The organism is Paraburkholderia sartisoli (genome assembly GCF_900107685.1).
Taxonomy (GTDB): Bacteria; Pseudomonadota; Gammaproteobacteria; order Burkholderiales; family Burkholderiaceae; genus Paraburkholderia; species Paraburkholderia sartisoli.
Map to the genome: position 1 here is coordinate 1,428,632 of NZ_FNRQ01000001.1, position 17,850 is coordinate 1,446,481.

Sequence of the window (17,850 nt, forward strand, 5' to 3'; positions counted from 1 at the left end):
AAATCCTCGGAGTGAAAAAATCGGGATGACGAAAAGCGGACCTACTGCGACGGCGCCATGTAAGGCGGCACCGCGAGCGAGCCGCTCGGGCCGCCGAACTGGAAGGACGGGCTTTCAGTCACGTTGTTGACGGCGCGCGCGGTGTAGTCGTCGACTGATGCCGCGCTTTTGCGCGCGGGCTTCTTGCCACCTGGCGGCGGCGAGACGATCTTCTGGATATCGGCGAGGCGCTGCTGCGTCGTGCCGCTCGCGTGGCCGATGCTCTCCGCGCGCTTGTACGATTCGGCGGCAAGCCGCAGATACAGGTCGCCGAGGTTTTCGTACGCGAGACCATAATCCGGATTGACGCGGGTCGCGGTTTCGAGCGCGGCGCGGGCTTCCGGATAGCGGCCTTCCTTCGCGTACAGCGCGGCGAGGTTGTTGTAGGGCTCGGGCAGCTCCGGATACATCTGCGTAAGCGCGGTGAAGGCGGTGATGGCGTCGTCGTCGCGATTCAGGCGCGCGAGCACTGTGGCGCGCTTGAACTGCGCCTGCGCATCACGCGGATTCGACGCGATGCGCGCGTCGAGCTGCTTGAGCGCATCGCGCCAGTCTTTTTGCGCGATCGCCGCGTCGATTTGCGGTGTGCCGTCCACGACGGCTTTCGCCTGCGCGTGTGCCGCGGGACCCGTCAATACCATGAAGGCGACGCCGCAAAAGGCAGTCGCGGCGAGGGTCGCAGCGCGTCGCGCGCGGCCGCTGGAAGGTTTCATAGGCTCAGGTCTGGGTGTTATACTCCGACCCATTCTAACAAAAGGTCTGCGCGTTCCGTTGAACCACAGACTGTCTTTTCGCCACTCGTGGTCGTCTCCGCCTTGAATGCAGCCTGACCGCAGCACGAAATGCCCCGGTTTGCTGTCAGCTTCGTTTGCCTGCTGTCCCTGTCGTACCCGTCCAGGTTGTGAAGCCAGGTTTTGAAATCGGGTTTTAAAATCGGGTTTTGAAGCGCCGGGTGCAGCATGCACGTAACACAATGCGGATTTCTTTCGGCCCACGCATCGTCTCTATGGAATCTCTGCGCATCTACAACACGCTCGCGCGTGACAAGCAATCTTTCGTGCCACGTGAAGCGGGCGTCGTGCGGATGTATGTCTGCGGGATGACCGTGTACGACTACTGCCACGTCGGTCATGCGCGCGTGATGGTGGTGTTCGATATCGTTCAGCGCTGGCTGCGTACACTGGGCTATCAGGTCACGTATGTGCGCAACATCACGGATATCGATGACAAGATCATTCGACGCGCCGTCGAAAATGGCGAGACAATCAAGTCGCTGACCGACCGCTTTATCGCCGCGCTGCATGAAGACGCGGACGCGCTCGGCATCGCGCGGCCCGATATCGAGCCGCGTGCCACCGACTTCATTCCGCAGATGCTCGGCATGATCGAGACGCTCGAAGCAAATGGCTATGCATATCAGGCGAGCGACGGCGACGTGAACTATGCCGTGCGCAGGTTCGCGAACTACGGAAAGCTTTCGGGCAAGTCGATCGAGGACCTGCGCGCGGGCGAACGCGTCGCGGCGAACGATGCGAAACAGGACCCGCTCGACTTCGTATTGTGGAAGCAGTCGAAGCCGGAAGAACCCGCCGACACCGGCTGGGATTCGAAATACGGGCGTGGGCGTCCCGGCTGGCATATTGAATGCTCGGCGATGAGTTGCAGCCTGCTCGGCGAGCACTTCGACATTCACGGCGGCGGCCAGGACCTGCAGTTTCCGCACCATGAAAACGAACTGGCGCAGAGCGAGGGTGCGTCGGGGCAAACGTTTGTCAATTACTGGATGCACAACGGCTACGTGCAGATCGACAATGAGAAGATGTCGAAGTCGCTCGGCAACTTCTTCACGATTCGCGAAGTGCTTGCGCGATACGATGCTGAAGTCGTACGCTTTTTCATCGCGCGCGCGCATTACCGCTCGCCGCTGAACTACAGCGATACGCACATCGACGACGCGCGCAGTGCGCTCACGCGTCTTTACACTGCGCTGAAGGACGTCACGGCGGATGATGCGGCACTCGACTGGAACGAAGCGCACGCGCAACGTTTCCAGGCCGCGATGAACGACGACTTCAATACGCCTGTTGCGGTGTCGGTGCTGTTCGAACTGGCGAGCGAAGTGAACCGTACGCGCGATGCAGCGCTCGCACGACAATTGCGTGCGCTCGGACGTCTGCTGGGTCTCCTCGGCCGCGAGCCACGCGTCTTTTTGCAGCAGGCCGCGGGCAGCGCGAACGGGGGCACACTCGATGCCGCCGCGATCGAAGCAAGGATCGCGGCACGTGTCGCCGCCAAGCAGGCGAAAGATTATGCCGAAGCAGACCGGATCCGGGCGGAGTTGCTCGAGGCCGGTATTGCACTTGAAGACAAACCGGGCGGGTTGACCGAGTGGCGCCGCGTGTGAGCGCACCCCGAACATCCCTCTGATCGACTCGCCAGGCAGGAGGCAGGATGGCAACGGCCACGAAGACGCCGGCTAAACGGGCCGCGTCTCAGACAGGCGCGACAGCCGCGGTGAAAACGACGCGCGCACGCAGTAACGCAAGCCCCTCGCTGAAGGCCGCTTCGACAGCGGGCAACGGCGCAACGGCAGTCGCGAAAGCGTCTGCCGGACTCGCCACGAAAGTGGCGGGCAAGCGCGCGCTCAACGGCGCGTCGCATGCGCCGCGCAAGCTGGCGAAACCCGTGCGCAAGCCGCAGGCGAAAGGCAACGGCGCGTTGCCGGCGGAACGCGTTGACGGCGTACAGGAACTCGCACGCGACACGCTGCATGATGGCGAAGTCGTGCGCAAAACCCGAGCATCGACGTCGAGCGAAGTCGCCGTGCCGGTGCAGACCGGCGGGCTCACGCCCGAGGTGACGCGTCCGCCATACTGGGACAAGGCCTGCGCCGATCTCGTCAAGCGCGACCGCATTCTCAAGAAGCTGATCCCGAAGTTCGGCCCCGTGCATCTGCTGAGCCGCGGCGATCCGTTCGTGACGCTCGCGCGCTCGGTCGTCGGCCAGCAGATTTCCGTCGCGGCCGCACAGGCCGTGTGGCAACGCGTCGAAACGGCGTGTCCAAAGCTCGTGCCGCAGCAGTTCATCAAGCTGGGGCAGGCGAAGCTGATGGCATGCGGACTCTCGAAGCGCAAGTCGGAATACGTGCTTGATCTCGCGCAACACTTTGTGTCGGGCGCGCTGCACGTCGGCAAGTGGGAGTCGATGGAAGACGAGGCGGTGATCGCCGAGCTCACGCAGATTCGCGGCATCGGCCGGTGGACGGCGGAGATGTTCCTCATCTTCAACCTGTCGCGTCCGGACGTCCTGCCGCTCGACGACCTCGGCCTGATCCGCGCGATCAGCGTGAACTACTTCAGCGGCGAGCCCGTCACGCGCAGCGAGGCGCGCGAGGTCGCGGCGAACTGGGAGCCGTGGCGCACCGTGGCCACCTGGTATATGTGGCGTAGTCTCGACCCGTTGCCGGTTGACTATTAAGCGATTCAACGTGTGACTATCAATATCTCGAAATGATAGTTTAGACGCGGTTTTGACATGGCTGGGCGCGGTTAGAATACGCGCTGCCGGTAAGTCCAAGGATTACAACCAATGAAGACCACGTTTCTGGATTTCGAACAGCCGATCGCTGAACTCGAAGCGAAGATCGAAGAATTGCGCTTCGTGCAGGACGATTCGGCCGTCGATATTTCGGAAGAGATCGAGCGGCTGTCGAAGAAGAGCCAGCAACTCACCAAAGACCTCTACGCGAACCTGAGTCCGTGGCAGGTTTCGCAGATCGCGCGTCATCCGCAGCGTCCGTATACGTTCGACTACGTGAGCGAACTGTTCACCGATTTCCACGAGCTTCATGGCGACCGCAACTATGCGGACGACCTGTCGATCGTCGGCGGCCTCGCGCGTTTCAACGGCCAGCCGTGCATGGTGATCGGCCACCAGAAGGGCCGCGACACGAAGGAGCGCGCGCTGCGCAACTTCGGCATGCCGCGCCCGGAAGGCTATCGCAAGGCCGAGCGTTTCATGCGCCTCGCCGAGAAATTCGGCCTGCCCATTTTCACGTTCATCGACACACCGGGCGCCTACCCGGGCATCGGCGCGGAAGAGCGCGGCCAGTCGGAAGCGATCGGCCGCAACCTGTACGTGATGGCCGAGCTGAAGACGCCGATCATCGCGACGATCATCGGCGAGGGCGGTTCGGGCGGCGCGCTCGCGATCGCCGTCGGTGACAGCGTGCTGATGCTGCAGTTCTCGACCTATTCGGTGATCTCGCCCGAAGGTTGTGCGTCGATTCTGTGGAAGAGCGCCGCGAAGGCACCGGAAGCCGCCGAGGCACTCGGCCTGACCGCGCATCGTCTGAAGGCGCTGGGCCTCATCGACAAGATCGTCAACGAGCCGCTCGGCGGCGCGCATCGCGATCCGAAGGGCATGGCAGCCATGCTGCGCCGTGCGCTGGCCGATTCGCTGCGCCAGTTCCAGGGCATGAGCATTCAGGACCTGAAGCAACGCCGTTTCGAACGCCTGATGGCATACGGCAAGTTCAAGGAAACGACGCCGGGCGCATAAGCCGGCGTCCGTTCTCGAGGGCGCATCGCGCCTTTTCGCCGTGACTCCTCCCACTGAAAATCCCGCCGACCGCCTCGTTCTCGATGCGGTCGGCGCGGCGTTTGCCGCGCTGCCTGCCGGCGCGCGCGTCGCCATCGCGTTTAGCGGCGGGCTCGACTCGACGTCGCTGCTCGACGCGGCGGTGCGCACCGGCGGCGCGGCGCGTTGCGTGGCGTTGCATATCCATCATGGCCTGAGCCCGCACGCCGACGAATGGCTCGCGCATTGCGACGCGTTCGCGCGCGAACGGGGCGTGACGTTCGAGGCGCGGCATGTCGACGTGCCGCGCGAAACCGGCGTGAGCATCGAGGCCGCGGCGCGCGACGCGCGCTACCGCGCGCTCGACGCGATGTGCGCGGGGCACGGTGTATCGGCGATGTGGCTCGCGCAGCATGCGGACGATCAGGCCGAAACGGTGCTGCTGCAATTGCTGCGCGGGGCAGGGCTTGCCGGCCTCGCCGCGATGGCGCCCGGGCGGCTCGCGCCGGGCGCGCGGATCGTGCGGATGAGGCCTTTGCTGCACGTGCTGCGCGCGCAACTGGAACAGTATGCGCATGCGCGCGACCTGAGCTGGATCGACGACGAATCGAACGCGGACACGCGTTACGCACGCAACGCGCTGCGTCACGAAGTGTTGCCGCAACTGGCCGTCCATTTTCCGGGTTTTCGCGACGCGCTCTCGCGTACCGCGACGCATGCCGCCGCCGCCCAGCGTCTGCTCGACGAGCTTGCGCGCATCGATATGCAGGTGGCCGCCCGTGATGATGCGCGCGCATTGTCGCGTGACGCGTTGCTCGCGCTCGACGACGAACGCGCCGTCAATCTCCTGCGTTACTGGATGCGCACGCTTGGCCTGCCGGCGGCGTCGACCGCGCGCCTCGCCGACGCGCTGCGCCAGCTTCGCGACGTCACGCGCGATCACGGCATGCGGGTCGACCACGCGGGTCAGAGCCTGCGCAACTATCGGGACGACATTTTCTGGGAAGCGGGCGACAGCGCCGAACCCGCCGATGAAACCGCGATCGGCACACGGCCCGTGAGCGAACTGACGTGGCGCGGCGAATCGATCTGGCGTTTGCCGCAGTGGCGCGGCACGTTCGTGTTCGCCGAAGTCGAAGCGGACGACCCCGACGCGATCGCCGAGCCGCTGCTCACGCGTGCGCTGCTGTCGGCGCGTGCGCGAGCGGGCGGCGAGCGCATGCGTGTGGACGCGAACGGATCGAGCCGGACGCTGAAAAACCTGTTCCAGGAGCGCGGCGTGCCGTCATGGAAGCGCGATGTGCCGCTCGTTTTCAGCGGCGACGCGCTGCTCTTCGTGCCGCTCATCGGCGTCAACCGGGAGACGGCCATCATCGCCGCCGATGAAGCCGAGGCCAACGCGTCACGCTATTTCCGCCTCGACTGGCGTCCGGATGTGCTGATCACCTGAGCGCTTGCAGAGCCGCGGAAAAATGTCCCGAAAAAGTGCGAAAGCCCTTGTGTACAAGCGTTTGAAGGCCGTTTTTACCGGATTCTGGCTTGTCTTTTTTCGCCCGATCAGGTACGTTAACCTGTTTGCCCGGCGTGATTTTGCCGTGTTTTTATCGTAATCCCGGTCATGTCCGGACCGGTTGCCAGCCACACCCCCGCTCGCAACCTTCCCGTTACGGGCAAATAAGCGCAAATAATGCGCACATAAAGGGCAAACCCCGCGCATGCTGCACGCGCGCTGCATTTACGCCGCCACACTCCATCGTCATTCCTGTCGTTGTCTGTTGTGCGGTCGTCTCCAGCGCGCCCAGCGCGGTCACCACTTCAGTTCAGAACGACAATGGCACTCATCGTACATAAATACGGCGGTACTTCGATGGGCTCGGTCGAGCGCATCAAGAACGTCGCGAAGCGCGTCGCCAAATGGCAAAAGGCCGGCCACAAGATGGTCGTCGTGCCGTCGGCGATGTCCGGCGAAACGAACCGTCTGATCGGTCTCGCGAAAGAAATTTCCGCCCAGCCGAGCCCGCGCGAACTCGACATGATCGCGGCTACTGGCGAGCAGGTCAGTGTCGGTCTGCTGTCGATCGCGCTGCACGAAGCAGGCGTCGACGCGGTCAGCTACACCGGCTGGCAAGTGCCGGTGAAAACCGATAGCGCGTTCACGAAGGCGCGCATCAGCGATATCGACGGCGAACGCGTGCTGCGCGATCTCGACGCCGGCAAGGTCGTCGTGATCACGGGCTTCCAGGGCATCGATCCGGACGGCCACATCACGACGCTCGGCCGCGGCGGCTCGGATACGTCGGCGGTCGCGGTGGCCGCGGCGCTGAAAGCCGACGAGTGCCTGATCTATACCGACGTCGACGGCGTCTACACGACCGACCCGCGCGTGGTCGAAGAGGCGCGCCGCCTCGATCGCGTGACGTTCGAGGAGATGCTGGAAATGGCCAGCCTCGGCTCGAAGGTGCTGCAGATCCGCTCGGTGGAATTCGCCGGCAAATATCAGGTGAAGACGCGTGTGCTGTCGAGCCTGACGGATCCGATGATCCCTCTCGAAACGGAAATGAGCTCGGGCACCCTGATTACCTTTGAAGAAGACGAAACCATGGAAAAAGCAGTCATCTCGGGAATCGCGTTCCAGCGCGACGAGGCCCGTATCGCCGTGATGGGTGTACCCGACAAGCCGGGCATCGCGTATCAGATCCTCGGCCCGGTGGCGGACGCGAATATCGACGTCGACATGATCATCCAGAACCAGAGCGTCGATGGCAAGACGGCGTTCACGTTCACGGTCGGCCGTGGCGATTATCAGCACGCAATGGACATTCTCACGGGCCAGGTGAAGAGCCACGTGAACGCCGAGCAGGTGCTGGGCGATCCGAAGGTATCGAAGATCTCGGTGGTCGGTGTCGGCATGCGTTCGCACGTCGGTATCGCGAGCACGATGTTCCGCACGCTGTCGGAAGAGGGCATCAACATCCAGATGATCTCGACGTCGGAAATCAAGATCTCGGTGCTCATCGACGAGAAGTACATGGAGCTCGCCGTGCGCGCGCTGCACAAGGCATTTGAACTCGATCAGGCGTAACGATGTAACGATGTGCGGCGGCTCGTTCAGGGCACGCCGCATTGCCTTCGATTGCATGGCGGGCGCATGCGCGTGAGTGAGTTCGAGATGAATTCACGCGTCAATGACGAACTGGCACAAAAAATGTGTCCTGGAAATTGACCATGTTGCGTGAACCCGCTATTATCTTGGCTTCGTCGCGCTGACTCCCTGCGCGAGCGAAAGTTTGGGAGACGTGGCCGAGAGGTCGAAGGCACTCCCCTGCTAAGGGAGCATCTGGGCCAAAACCTGGATCGAGGGTTCGAATCCCTCCGTCTCCGCCAGCCATGGCGGCAAAACCCCGTAAGTTCTCGAACTTACGGGGTTTTTGTTTTTCTGCCGAGTAACCCGGACCCAAAGGCGATCGCGGCGCGTCCGCCAAGTGGCGTGGCCGCATGAATCACCACCCCATTCTTCGGGCGCGCGAAACCTTTTCAAATCTGCCCGGCGTGTAACCACTCGTTACGGAGCCGCCCTGGATGCGAGGTTGTGCATCAGTTATTACAAAGTTGAAATACGCGGATCGCCACCTTCAGTTATATTCCGGCCAACAAAATCAACTCGCCAAAGGTGAATACATGAAGTCGGCTCGTGTTGTTTCGTTGTTGATCGGTGCACTGGCGGTCGGGGCGTCAGGCGTTGCGATGGCAGGCGTGAGCGTGGGTGTCAATATCGGCATTCCGGCTCCTGTCTACATTGCGCCGGCGCCGGTCTATGCGCCGCCGCCTCCGCCGCCTGTCGTCTATCAGCCTGCGCCGGTATATGGCGCTCCCGTGTACGGCGCTCCGGCGATCGTGATCGGCTGGCACGGTGACCGTTACTACGACGGCCGCCGCTATTGGGCGCGCGATGACTGGTATCGTCATCACCCCCAGGGCCGTGACTATAACCACGGTCATCACGACAACGGTCGCCACAACGGCTGGCGCTAAGCGCGTCGTGATACCGACGTGGAACGGAAAGCCGCCCCAACGGGCGGCTTTTTCTTTGCTTCTTCGATCAGCGCGATGACACCGGATGCGCTTCGCCTTCAGATGCAGTTGACTAGCGTGCGCGGCGTTATTCAGCGACACCCGCCATGCCGCCGACGACTTCGCTAAAGCCGCTATCGACGTGGACGATTTCAGCGGTCACGCCGCCGGCGAGATCGGAGAGCAGGAACGCCGCGGTGTTGCCCACCTGTTCGATCGTCACATTGCGCTTGAGCGGCGCGTTGTTCTCGACGAATTCGAGAATCTTGCCGAAGCCCTTGATGCCGCTTGCCGCCAGTGTCTTGATCGGGCCGGCCGAAATGCCGTTCACGCGAATGCCCTTGCCGCCGAGCGAGACCGCCAGATAGCGCACGCTCGCTTCGAGTGACGCCTTTGCCAGACCCATCGTGTTGTAGTTCGGAATCGCCTTTTCAGCGCCGAGGTAGCTGAGCGTGAGCAGCGCCGCATCGTTCGACAGCATCGGCAGCGCGGCCTTCGCGAGCGCGGGGAAGCTGTACGCGGAGATGTCGTGCGCGATGCGGAAGTTCTCGCGCGTCATGCCGTCGAGGAAGTCGCCGGCGATCGCTTCGCGCGGCGCGAAACCGATCGAGTGGACGAGGCCGTCGAGGCTGTCCCAGTGTTCCTTCAGCGAGACGAAGAGGGCGTCGATCTGTGCGTCGTCCGCGACGTCGCACGGGAAGATCAGGTTGCTGCCGAATTCGGCGGCGAATTCGGTGATGCGATCCTTGAAGCGCTCGCCGACATACGTGAAGGCGAGTTCGGCGCCTTCGCGTTTGCAGGCCTGCGCGATACCGTATGCAATGGAACGGTTCGACAGCAGGCCGGTCAGCAGGATTCGTTTACCAGCGAGAAAGCCCATGAAATCTCCAGATGAAGTCTGCGCGCCGTGACGTTCGGCCTTGCCTCGCCGGGTTGGGCCGGATTCGATGTGCGTTGAAGCTGGATCGAACCGGGCCCCGCCCTGGCCAGATGGCCATGATGTGGCCAGACGTTCGGATCGCGCGGGTTTATTGGGTAGAATTCTCTCACATTGCAACTGCCCCCTGACCAATAAGGCCCCTATGACGACTGGCTTGCCAACTGGCTCGCAATGGCCGCATCCGTTTCGTGCTGGATGGCATGCCGTGTTGTACGCGTTCTCGCGCGCTGGCGTCATGGCGATTTCACGTTCGGCGCTCGCATGTGCGGTGGCCGTGGCAGTCGGTATTGTTGCGTTGCTGGCCGCGCAGCCGGCACAGGCGGTCTATGCGATCGCGCAGTACGGCGAGCCGAAATATCCCGCGAATTTCAGGCACTTCGATTACGTGAATCCGTCGGCGCCGCGCGGCGGCACGCTGGTGCTCGCGAATCCGGACCGCCTAACGAGTTTCGACAAATTCAATCCGTTCACGTTGCGGGGCAACGCGGCGCCGGGTCTCGGCGTGATGTTCGAAAGCCTGACGACGGGCAGCTCCGACGAAGTCGCGTCCGCATATGGCCTGCTCGCCGACGACATCAGCATTGCGCCCGACGGCCTGTCGACGACCTTTCACATCAACCCGCGCGCGCACTTTTCGAACGGCGACCCGGTCACGGCCGACGACGTCAAATACTCGTTCGACACGTTGAAAAGCCCGAAGGCCGCGCCGCAGTTCGCCGCGTATTTCGCGGAGATCACGCGCGCGGTGGTGGTCGATCCGAAGACGATCCGCTTCGAGTTCCGTCAACGCAATCGCGAGTTGCCGCTGATCGCGGGCGGCGTGCCGGTCTTCTCGCGCAAGTGGGGGGCGAAGCCGGACGGCAGCCACGTCGCGTTCGACCAGATTGCGTTCGAGGAGCCCATCGGCAGCGGTCCGTATGTGATCGAGCGCTACGACAACGGCCGCAATATCACCTATCGCCGCGATCCGAACTACTGGGGCGCGACGTTACCGGTGCGCGTCGGCATGTTCAACTTCGAGCGCATCACGTACAAGCTGTACTCCGATGAAATCGCGCGCCGCGAAGCGTTCAAGGCCGGCGAGTACGACGCGTTCGTCGAATACGTCGCGCGCAGCTGGGTGCGTCGCGACGTCGGCAAGAAGTTCGACAGTGGCGAGCTGATCAAGCGTGAATTCGTGCAGCACAACGGCACGGGTATGCAGGGCTTTATCCTGAACCAGCGCCGGCCGCTCTTTCAGGATGTCCGCGTGCGCAAGGCGCTCGATCTCGCGCTCGACTTTCAATGGCTTAACCGGCAGCTTTTTTATAACCAGTACAAGCGGATCGACAGCTTTTTCGCGAACACCGATCTGCAGGCGACCGGGCTTCCTTCTGCCGGCGAACTCGCGTTGCTGAACCCGTGGCGCGCGAAACTCGACCCGGCGGTTTTCGGACCGCCGCCGAAGCAACCCGATACCGATCCGCCCGGCTCGCTGCGTGCCAACCTGTTGCAGGCGCGCGCGCTGCTGACCGAGGCGGGCTGGACCTATCGCGATGGCGCGTTGCGTAACGCAAAGGGCGAGCCATTCGAGTTCGAGATTCTCGACGATTCAGGCTCGGCCGCGGCGATGGAGCCGATCACGGCGACGTTCGTGCGCAATCTCGGCAAGCTTGGCATCGTCGCGCGTTTTCGTGTCGTTGATTTCGCGCTGTACCAGAAGCGGCTGGACGCATTCGATTTCGACGCCACCACGATCCGTTATCCCGACGTGCAGGTGCCGGGCTCCGAGGAGATCGACCGCTTCGGCAGCAAGGCCGCGGATGATCCGGGCTCGGGCAACTATATCGGCCTGAAGTCGCCGGTCGTCGATTCGATCCTGAGCGCGCTGATCCAGGCGCAGACGCGCGAGCAGCTCGTCGACGCAACCCACGCGCTCGACCGCGTGCTGATGCATGGTTACTATGTGGTGCCGCACTGGTACAGCGCGACACACCGCGTTGCGTTCCGTCGCGGCATGGCATGGCCGAAGACGTTGCCGCTGTACTATTCGGCAAACGACTGGATTACGTCGACGTGGTGGTTCGAGCCGAAGCCCTGACGCCACGCATCGCGCGTTCGCAGTTATCTTCTGGTGTCGCCGCACGCCTTCAATTGCTCTGGACCCACACCCTGGACGCTCGCCCATGTGGAGCTACATCCTCAAACGTCTGCTGTTGATGATCCCGACGCTGCTCGGCGTGTTGACGCTGACGTTCGCCGTGATCCAGTTCGTGCCGGGCGGCCCGGTCGAGCAGGCGGTCCACGATCTGCGCAAGGGCGCGGAGCAGGGCCCGTCGTTTGGCCTGCGTGCGCACTCGGGCGTCGACGCCCAGCAGATCGCGCAACTCAAGGCGCTCTACGGTTTCGACAAACCCCCGCTCGAGCGCTACGTGCTGATGCTCAAACGCTTTGCGCGCTTTGATCTCGGGCAAAGCTATTTTCACCATCAAAGCGTGTGGTCGCTGATCGTGTCGAAGCTGCCGGTGTCGATCAGCATTGGTCTCTGGACGTTCTTCCTGACCTATCTCATCTCCGTGCCGCTCGGTATCGCGAAGGCGGTGCGAAACGGCTCGCGCTTCGACGTCGCGACGAGCCTGCTGGTGCTGGTCGGCTACGCGATTCCCGGATTCGTGCTCGGTGTGCTGCTCCTCGTGCTGTTTGGCGGCGGCTCGTTCCTGCAGCTCTTTCCGCTGCGCAACCTCACCTCGGATAACTGGGCGCAACTGAGTATCGGCGGCAAGATCCTCGATTACCTGTGGCACATCACGTTGCCGATTTTCGCCTCGGTGATCGGCAGCTTCGCTGTCGTCACGATGCTGACGAAGAACGCCTTTCTCGACGAAATCCGCAAGCAATACGTGCTGACCGCGCGCGCGAAGGGTCTGTCGGAGCGGCGCGTGTTGTGGAAGCACGTGTTTCGCAATGCACTGCTGCCGTTGATCGTTGGCTTTCCTGGCGCGTTCATCGGCGCGTTCTTCACGGGTAGCCTGCTGATCGAGACGCTGTTTTCACTCGACGGTCTCGGTCTGCTGTCGTACGAATCGGTGGTGCGCCGCGACTATCCGGTCGTGCTCGGCACGCTCTATCTGTTCACGCTGATCGGTCTTGCGACCAAGCTGATTTCCGACCTGTGCTACGTCTGGGTCGATCCCCGCATTCAATTCGAACAACTGGAGCGCTGACTTGAGCCAGGCCGTTCCACATACCCGTAACGAGACGGTTCGCGCGCTGGTGTCGCCATCGCCGGCGCGACGCGTCTGGACGCGTTTCAGGCAGCAGCGTCTCGGTTACTGGAGTCTGATCATCTTCATCGCAGCGTTCGCGGCGAGTCTCGCCGGGCCGCTGTGGTCGAACGACAAGCCGCTCGTCGCACGTTACGAGGGCCACCTGTACTTTCCGCTCTTCGAAACGTATCCGGAAACCACGTTCGGTGGCGACTTCCCGACGCCTGCTGACTATCTCGATCCGTACATCAGGCATCGCTTCGACGCGCCCGGTAATTTTGCGATCTATCCGCCGAATCCGTATTACTACGACACGCTCAACTATTTCTCGAAGGTGCCCAATCCCGCACCGCCTTCACGCGACAACTGGCTTGGCACCGATGACCGCGGCCGCGATCTGTTCGCGCGATTGCTGTACGGGTTTCGCGTGTCGGTGGAATTCGCGCTGGTGCTGACGTTTATCGGCACCGTGATCGGCATCTTCACGGGCGCGATACAGGGGTATTTCGGCGGCAGGACGGATATCATCGGCCAGCGTCTCATCGAGATCTGGAGCGCGATGCCCGAGCTCTATCTGCTGATCATCTTCGCGTCGATTTTCGAGCCGGGCTTCATCCTGTTGATCGTGCTGCTGTCGCTGTTCGGCTGGATCGGCCTGTCGGACTACGTGCGCGCGGAGTTTCTGCGCAATCGCCAGCAGGATTACGTGCGCGCGGCGCGGGCGATGGGTCTTTCGAACTGGCAGATCATCTGGCGTCATGTGCTGCCGAACAGTCTCACGCCGGTTATCACGTTCCTGCCGTTCCGGATGAGCGGCTCGATTCTCGCGCTCACAAGCCTCGATTTTCTCGGCCTCGGCGTGCCGTCGCCGACGCCGAGTCTGGGTGAGCTGCTCGCGCAGGGCAAGGCCAATCTCGACGCGTGGTGGATCTCGCTGTCGACGTTCAGCGTGCTCGTCGCCACGCTGCTGCTGCTTACGTTCATGGGAGATGCGTTGCGCAACGCGCTCGACACCCGCATCTCCGATGCAATGCGCGCGGGAGGCAACCAGTGAGCGGCGCGAACGCATCCACAAAACCGCCGTTCGCGGGGCCGCTGCTTGCGCTCGACCGTCTGCATGTGACGTTCGGCGACACGGTCGCGGTCAACGACGTGACGCTGGCCATCGAGCGCGGCGAACGGGTGGCGCTCGTCGGCGAATCGGGTTCGGGCAAGAGCGTGACCGCGCTGTCGATCCTGCGGCTCCTGAGCGACGCGCAGGTGAGCGGCTCGATCCGTTTCAATGGCGAAGAACTTCTGACGAAGAGCGAGCGTGAAATGCGCGGTCTGCGCGGCTCCGACATCGCGATGATCTTTCAGGAGCCGATGACGGCGCTCAATCCGCTTTACACGATCGGCGACCAGATTGCCGAGACGATCGTGATCCACGACGGCGTGTCGCCGCTCGAAGCGCGCAAGCGGACAGTCGCGCTGCTCGCGCGTACGGGCATCGCCGAGCCGGAGAAGCGCGTCAACAGCTATCCGCATCAGCTGTCGGGCGGCCAGCGCCAGCGCGCGATGATCGCGATGGCGCTGTCATGCCGGCCGCGTCTGCTGCTCGCCGACGAGCCGACCACGGCGCTCGATGTCACGATTCGCGCGCAGATCGTCGAATTGCTGCTCGAACTCCAGCGCGACGAAGCGCAGAAGCGCGGCATGGCCGTGCTGCTGATCACGCACGACCTGAATCTCGTCCGGCATTTCGCACAACGCGTGGCGGTGATGGAGAAGGGCGTGCTCGTCGAAAGCGGACCGGTCGAGCAGCTCTTCGCATCGCCGCAGCATCCGTACACACAACGTCTGCTGCAGAGTCGCCCGGAGCGGACCGTGATGCCGGTGATGCCGATTGCGCCGGTCATCCTCGAGGCACGCCATGTCTCGGTCGATTTCCGCACGAAGCTGCCGGGCATGAGCGGCTGGTTCCGCTCAGGACGCTTTCGCGCGGTGGCGGACGCGGATGTGTCGGTGAGGCAAGGGGAGACACTCGGCATCGTTGGCGAATCGGGATCGGGAAAATCTACCCTCGCGATGGCGCTACTCGGCCTGCAACGCACGGTCTCGGGCGAAATCGATTTCCAGGGCAGGGCGCTCGCGGCCTGGCGGGGGCGCGAACAGACCGCGCTGCGCTCGAACATGCAGGTGGTCTTTCAGGATCCGTTCAGTTCACTTTCGCCGCGCCAGACGATCGAGCGGATCGTTGGCGAGGGTCTGGCGCTGCACCGGCCGCAACTGGGGGCGCAGGGGCGTCGCGAGAAGGTGATCTCCGTGCTGCGCGAAGTCGGCCTCGACCGGACGGTATTGCAGCGCTATCCCCATGAATTCTCCGGCGGGCAGCGGCAGCGGATCGCCATCGCACGGGCGCTGGTGCTGGAGCCGCGCCTCCTCGTGCTCGACGAGCCGACCAGCGCGCTCGACGTCTCGATCCAGCAGCAGGTACTCAAGCTTCTCGCCGGTTTGCAGCAGAAATACAACCTCGGTTTCGTATTCATCAGTCACGACCTCGCCGTGATCGGCGCGATGGCACATCGGGTCGCGGTGATGCAGAACGGTTCTATCGTCGAGTCTGGGGATGTGGAGAAAATTTTTGCTGCCCCAAGTCATCCTTACACACGAAAGCTGCTGAAAGCTTCGTTCGCTACCTAACATTCACCAATTGGGGGCGTCTCGCGATTGTATTTTTCTATTTGTTTTGACAGATAAATACTTACTGGCTAGTATCGACAAAACTTTCCGTATCCCACTGATTTTTAGGCAAAAAATACCGACCGATGCAGCACCGATCTTTAACCCAGGCTTGCACGCGCGTCGTCGCCGGGATGTTTATCGGCGTCATGATGGCTGCAGCTCCCGGCGCGTTCGCCGACGAAGTAAGCAGTATTAACCAGAACGCCACATTTTCGATCCAGGATGGATCGAATGCACTCTCCACTCCGGGTTCGCAAAACCAGAGCGCCTCATCGTCCAGCGATAGAGGCGCGCGGTCGTTTCTTTCCGGCATGGCCGGGAAGGCTGGCGATGTCGTGGTGGGCGCGCTCAACATGATTGGCGTGCGCTACCGCTGGGGCGGCAACACACCGGATTCCGGTCTCGATTGCAGTGGGTTCGTGCGCTACGTGTTCCAGGACACGCTGGGCATGGCGCTTCCGCGTCGCGCCGAGGAAATGAGCCATGTCGGCGAAAAGGTTCGCATGAGCGAATTGAAGCCGGGCGATCTCGTATTCTTCAACACGATGCGCCGCGCGGCTTCCCATGTCGGCATCTATATCGGTGACAACAAGTTCGTGCATTCGCCGTCCACGGGCAGCACGATCCGCGTCGACGACCTGGATGACGGCTACTGGGAAAAACGTTTCACCGGCGCCCGTCGTATCGAGACATCGTTCCCGGAACAGCAGGATTTGCGTACGCGTGTGAAGGCGACCATCGGCGGTAACTGACCGGCATAACCGGTTCCGCGCGTTGCACGCATGAAAAAGCCCGCTTCGAAAGAATGCGGGCTTTTTTGCGTCTGGCGCTGTCTGTGGCGATTGGGGCGACGGCGTACCGGAGGCGCAGCGCGCAGCCCAGCCGGGTAACCGTCAGACAACGGGCCGTTCGGCTGCGAGTTTGCGCTGGAGTTCCGGCATGATCTTCGCGACGGCTTCCTCGCCGGCAAGGATCGCGGCGTTGCGCTGGCTGAAGTCGCTGCTGTTCATCGCGGCGAGATTCGGGCGGATCACGAAATCGGCATATTTGTCGAGTTCGTAGGTCTTGATCGTCTGGCTCATGATCGTGAACGTCTGCATCAGCACGTCGAACGAGCTTGCCGTGAGCGCCGTTTCGGGGCGCGCGGAGATATCGACTGAGATCACGAAATCCGCCCCCATCCGGCGTGCAAACGAGGCCGGCACCGGGCTGACGAGACCGCCGTCCACGTATTCGTGCCCACCGATCTTCACCGGCTCGAACACCGACGGCACGCTGCACGACGCGCGCACCGCGATACCGGTGTTGCCGCGTCGAAACAGGATCGGCTGACCGGTTTTCAGATCGGTCGCGACGATGCCAAGCGGCTTCGCCATCTTTTCGATCGGGCGATTGTTGAGCGTCGTGTTCAGGTAGTTCTGGAGCGCCACGCCCTGCAGGAAACCGCGTGTGCGAAAGGGCATCGCCCAGTCGCTGATCGACGCTTCGTCCATCTTCAGCGCGAGCCGGTTCATGTCAATGCCGGTCATGCCCGAAGCGTACAGCGCGCCGACCACCGAGCCCGCGCTCGTGCCGCACACGAGGTCGATCTGGACGTTGCGTGCCTCGAGCGCCTTGATCACGCCGATATGGGCGAAGCCGCGCGCCGCGCCGCCGCCAAGGGCAATGGCGACACGAAGCGGCCGGGGCGGTTTGTCGATGGACGGCGGCGGGTTGTCCGTCGATGCAGTGGCGCCCGACTTGCTGCCGGCGGTATTGGACGTGCCCGACGGGGTCGTACACGCGGAAAGGACGGCGGACGCGGCAGCGAGTGAAAAACTGCGGCGGCTCAGACGGGGGGATGACGGCTTCAACGATTTCTCCAGCGACAGGACGCGGCATTCGTTCCTACGCGATCGCCTCGGGCGATCGCACCGCGCCGCAATCGGAACCGCAGCGCGCGCACATCATAAAGCAAAGCACCGTCACCGCGCGGTAACGGCATGGGAAAACCGCCCGCGCGGAACAGGTCGCGAGACGCGGCGCGAGCCGTTTTACGAATGCGTCGCGATGCGCGTCGCCGGACGTGTCCTGGAGCGCGTCGCGAGCGTCACCATGGAACGCCTCCTGAAATGGGTCCGTTGAAAGGTCCCGCGCCTCTTTCCATTCGACCAGAGTTCGCGCTTTAGCGTGCTACTCAGGCTCCATGCAAGAGGGTTACTGCAGACGCCTTCCAGAAGCCCCTCGCGCCCGCGCCCGGCGCGGCACGGGCGA

14 protein-coding genes and 1 tRNA gene are annotated in these 17,850 nt (G+C 62.8%); 12 read left to right on the top strand and 3 right to left on the bottom strand.

The window, feature by feature from the left end; translation table 11 throughout:
- Positions 1 to 41 precede the first annotated feature (41 nt).
- Entirely contained in the window at positions 42 to 785 is a 744-nt protein-coding gene (locus BLV45_RS06480; RefSeq protein ID WP_176954077.1) for a tetratricopeptide repeat protein, read from the bottom strand.
- Positions 786 to 1,045: 260 nt separating this feature from the next.
- Between BLV45_RS06480 and cysS the strand changes: the two genes are divergently transcribed.
- The 7 genes from cysS to BLV45_RS06515 all read left to right on the top strand — a co-directional run bounded on the left by cysS (position 1,046) and on the right by BLV45_RS06515 (position 8,649).
- Entirely contained in the window at positions 1,046 to 2,443 is a 1,398-nt protein-coding gene (gene cysS / locus BLV45_RS06485; RefSeq protein WP_090530520.1) for a cysteine--tRNA ligase, read from the top strand.
- Positions 2,444 to 2,490: 47 nt separating this feature from the next.
- Entirely contained in the window at positions 2,491 to 3,516 is a 1,026-nt protein-coding gene (locus BLV45_RS06490) for an endonuclease III domain-containing protein (RefSeq protein ID WP_090530523.1), read from the top strand.
- A 111-nt stretch (positions 3,517 to 3,627) separates the two neighbouring features.
- Positions 3,628 to 4,599, top strand: coding sequence for an acetyl-CoA carboxylase carboxyltransferase subunit alpha (locus BLV45_RS06495; protein ID WP_090530526.1), 972 nt, complete (start codon positions 3,628 to 3,630; stop codon positions 4,597 to 4,599).
- A 40-nt stretch (positions 4,600 to 4,639) separates the two neighbouring features.
- Positions 4,640 to 6,067, top strand: coding sequence for a tRNA lysidine(34) synthetase TilS (tilS, locus tag BLV45_RS06500; protein ID WP_090530529.1), 1,428 nt, complete (start codon positions 4,640 to 4,642; stop codon positions 6,065 to 6,067).
- 381 nt (positions 6,068 to 6,448) lie between these two features.
- Entirely contained in the window at positions 6,449 to 7,699 is a 1,251-nt protein-coding gene (locus BLV45_RS06505; protein WP_090530532.1) for an aspartate kinase, read from the top strand.
- Between the two features lie 208 nt (positions 7,700 to 7,907).
- Positions 7,908 to 8,001: transfer RNA gene (locus tag BLV45_RS06510), tRNA-Ser, on the top strand.
- Positions 8,002 to 8,295: 294 nt separating this feature from the next.
- Positions 8,296 to 8,649 (top strand): hypothetical protein, encoded by a 354-nt coding sequence (locus BLV45_RS06515; protein ID WP_090531230.1) that lies wholly within the window; start codon positions 8,296 to 8,298, stop codon positions 8,647 to 8,649.
- 127 nt (positions 8,650 to 8,776) lie between these two features.
- Here BLV45_RS06515 and fabI read toward each other — a convergent pair whose 3' ends face one another.
- Positions 8,777 to 9,568 (bottom strand): enoyl-ACP reductase FabI, encoded by a 792-nt coding sequence (fabI, locus tag BLV45_RS06520; protein ID WP_090530536.1) that lies wholly within the window; start codon positions 9,566 to 9,568, stop codon positions 8,777 to 8,779.
- Between the two features lie 202 nt (positions 9,569 to 9,770).
- On the opposite strand from fabI, the gene BLV45_RS06525 reads away from it, so the two are divergent.
- From BLV45_RS06525 to BLV45_RS06545, 5 genes are all read left to right on the top strand, one after another.
- Positions 9,771 to 11,708: an extracellular solute-binding protein gene (locus BLV45_RS06525; RefSeq protein WP_407670963.1), complete on the top strand. Its 1,938-nt coding sequence runs from the start codon at positions 9,771 to 9,773 to the stop codon at positions 11,706 to 11,708.
- An 85-nt stretch (positions 11,709 to 11,793) separates the two neighbouring features.
- The gene (locus tag BLV45_RS06530) at positions 11,794 to 12,831 is read left to right on the top strand and encodes a microcin C ABC transporter permease YejB (RefSeq protein ID WP_090530538.1); all 1,038 of its coding nucleotides are present in this window, start codon (positions 11,794 to 11,796) and stop codon (positions 12,829 to 12,831) included.
- Between the two features lies 1 nt (position 12,832).
- The gene (locus BLV45_RS06535) at positions 12,833 to 13,927 is read left to right on the top strand and encodes an ABC transporter permease (RefSeq protein WP_090530540.1); all 1,095 of its coding nucleotides are present in this window, start codon (positions 12,833 to 12,835) and stop codon (positions 13,925 to 13,927) included.
- On the top strand, positions 13,924 to 15,555 hold the full coding sequence (locus BLV45_RS06540) for an ABC transporter ATP-binding protein (RefSeq protein WP_090530543.1): 1,632 nt from the start codon (positions 13,924 to 13,926) through the stop codon (positions 15,553 to 15,555). The genes BLV45_RS06535 and BLV45_RS06540 overlap by 4 nt, the downstream gene beginning before the upstream one ends.
- 125 nt (positions 15,556 to 15,680) lie before the next feature.
- Complete coding sequence (locus tag BLV45_RS06545) at positions 15,681 to 16,349, top strand: C40 family peptidase (RefSeq protein ID WP_090530545.1); 669 nt, start codon at positions 15,681 to 15,683, stop codon at positions 16,347 to 16,349.
- Positions 16,350 to 16,490: 141 nt separating this feature from the next.
- Here BLV45_RS06545 and BLV45_RS06550 read toward each other — a convergent pair whose 3' ends face one another.
- Entirely contained in the window at positions 16,491 to 17,522 is a 1,032-nt protein-coding gene (locus BLV45_RS06550; protein ID WP_407670976.1) for a patatin-like phospholipase family protein, read from the bottom strand.
- Positions 17,523 to 17,850: the final 328 nt, after the last annotated feature.

Coding starts and splice junctions, on each gene's coding strand:
- BLV45_RS06480 (WP_176954077.1), bottom strand. CDS start 785: ATGGGTCGGAGTATAACACCCAGACCTGAGCCTATGAAACCTTCCAGC.
- cysS (WP_090530520.1), top strand. CDS start 1,046: ATGGAATCTCTGCGCATCTACAACACGCTCGCGCGTGACAAGCAATCT.
- BLV45_RS06530 (WP_090530538.1), top strand. CDS start 11,794: ATGTGGAGCTACATCCTCAAACGTCTGCTGTTGATGATCCCGACGCTG.
- BLV45_RS06545 (WP_090530545.1), top strand. CDS start 15,681: ATGCAGCACCGATCTTTAACCCAGGCTTGCACGCGCGTCGTCGCCGGG.
- BLV45_RS06490 (WP_090530523.1), top strand. CDS start 2,491: ATGGCAACGGCCACGAAGACGCCGGCTAAACGGGCCGCGTCTCAGACA.
- BLV45_RS06525 (WP_407670963.1), top strand. CDS start 9,771: ATGACGACTGGCTTGCCAACTGGCTCGCAATGGCCGCATCCGTTTCGT.
- fabI (WP_090530536.1), bottom strand. CDS start 9,568: ATGGGCTTTCTCGCTGGTAAACGAATCCTGCTGACCGGCCTGCTGTCG.
- BLV45_RS06495 (WP_090530526.1), top strand. CDS start 3,628: ATGAAGACCACGTTTCTGGATTTCGAACAGCCGATCGCTGAACTCGAA.
- BLV45_RS06515 (WP_090531230.1), top strand. CDS start 8,296: ATGAAGTCGGCTCGTGTTGTTTCGTTGTTGATCGGTGCACTGGCGGTC.
- BLV45_RS06505 (WP_090530532.1), top strand. CDS start 6,449: ATGGCACTCATCGTACATAAATACGGCGGTACTTCGATGGGCTCGGTC.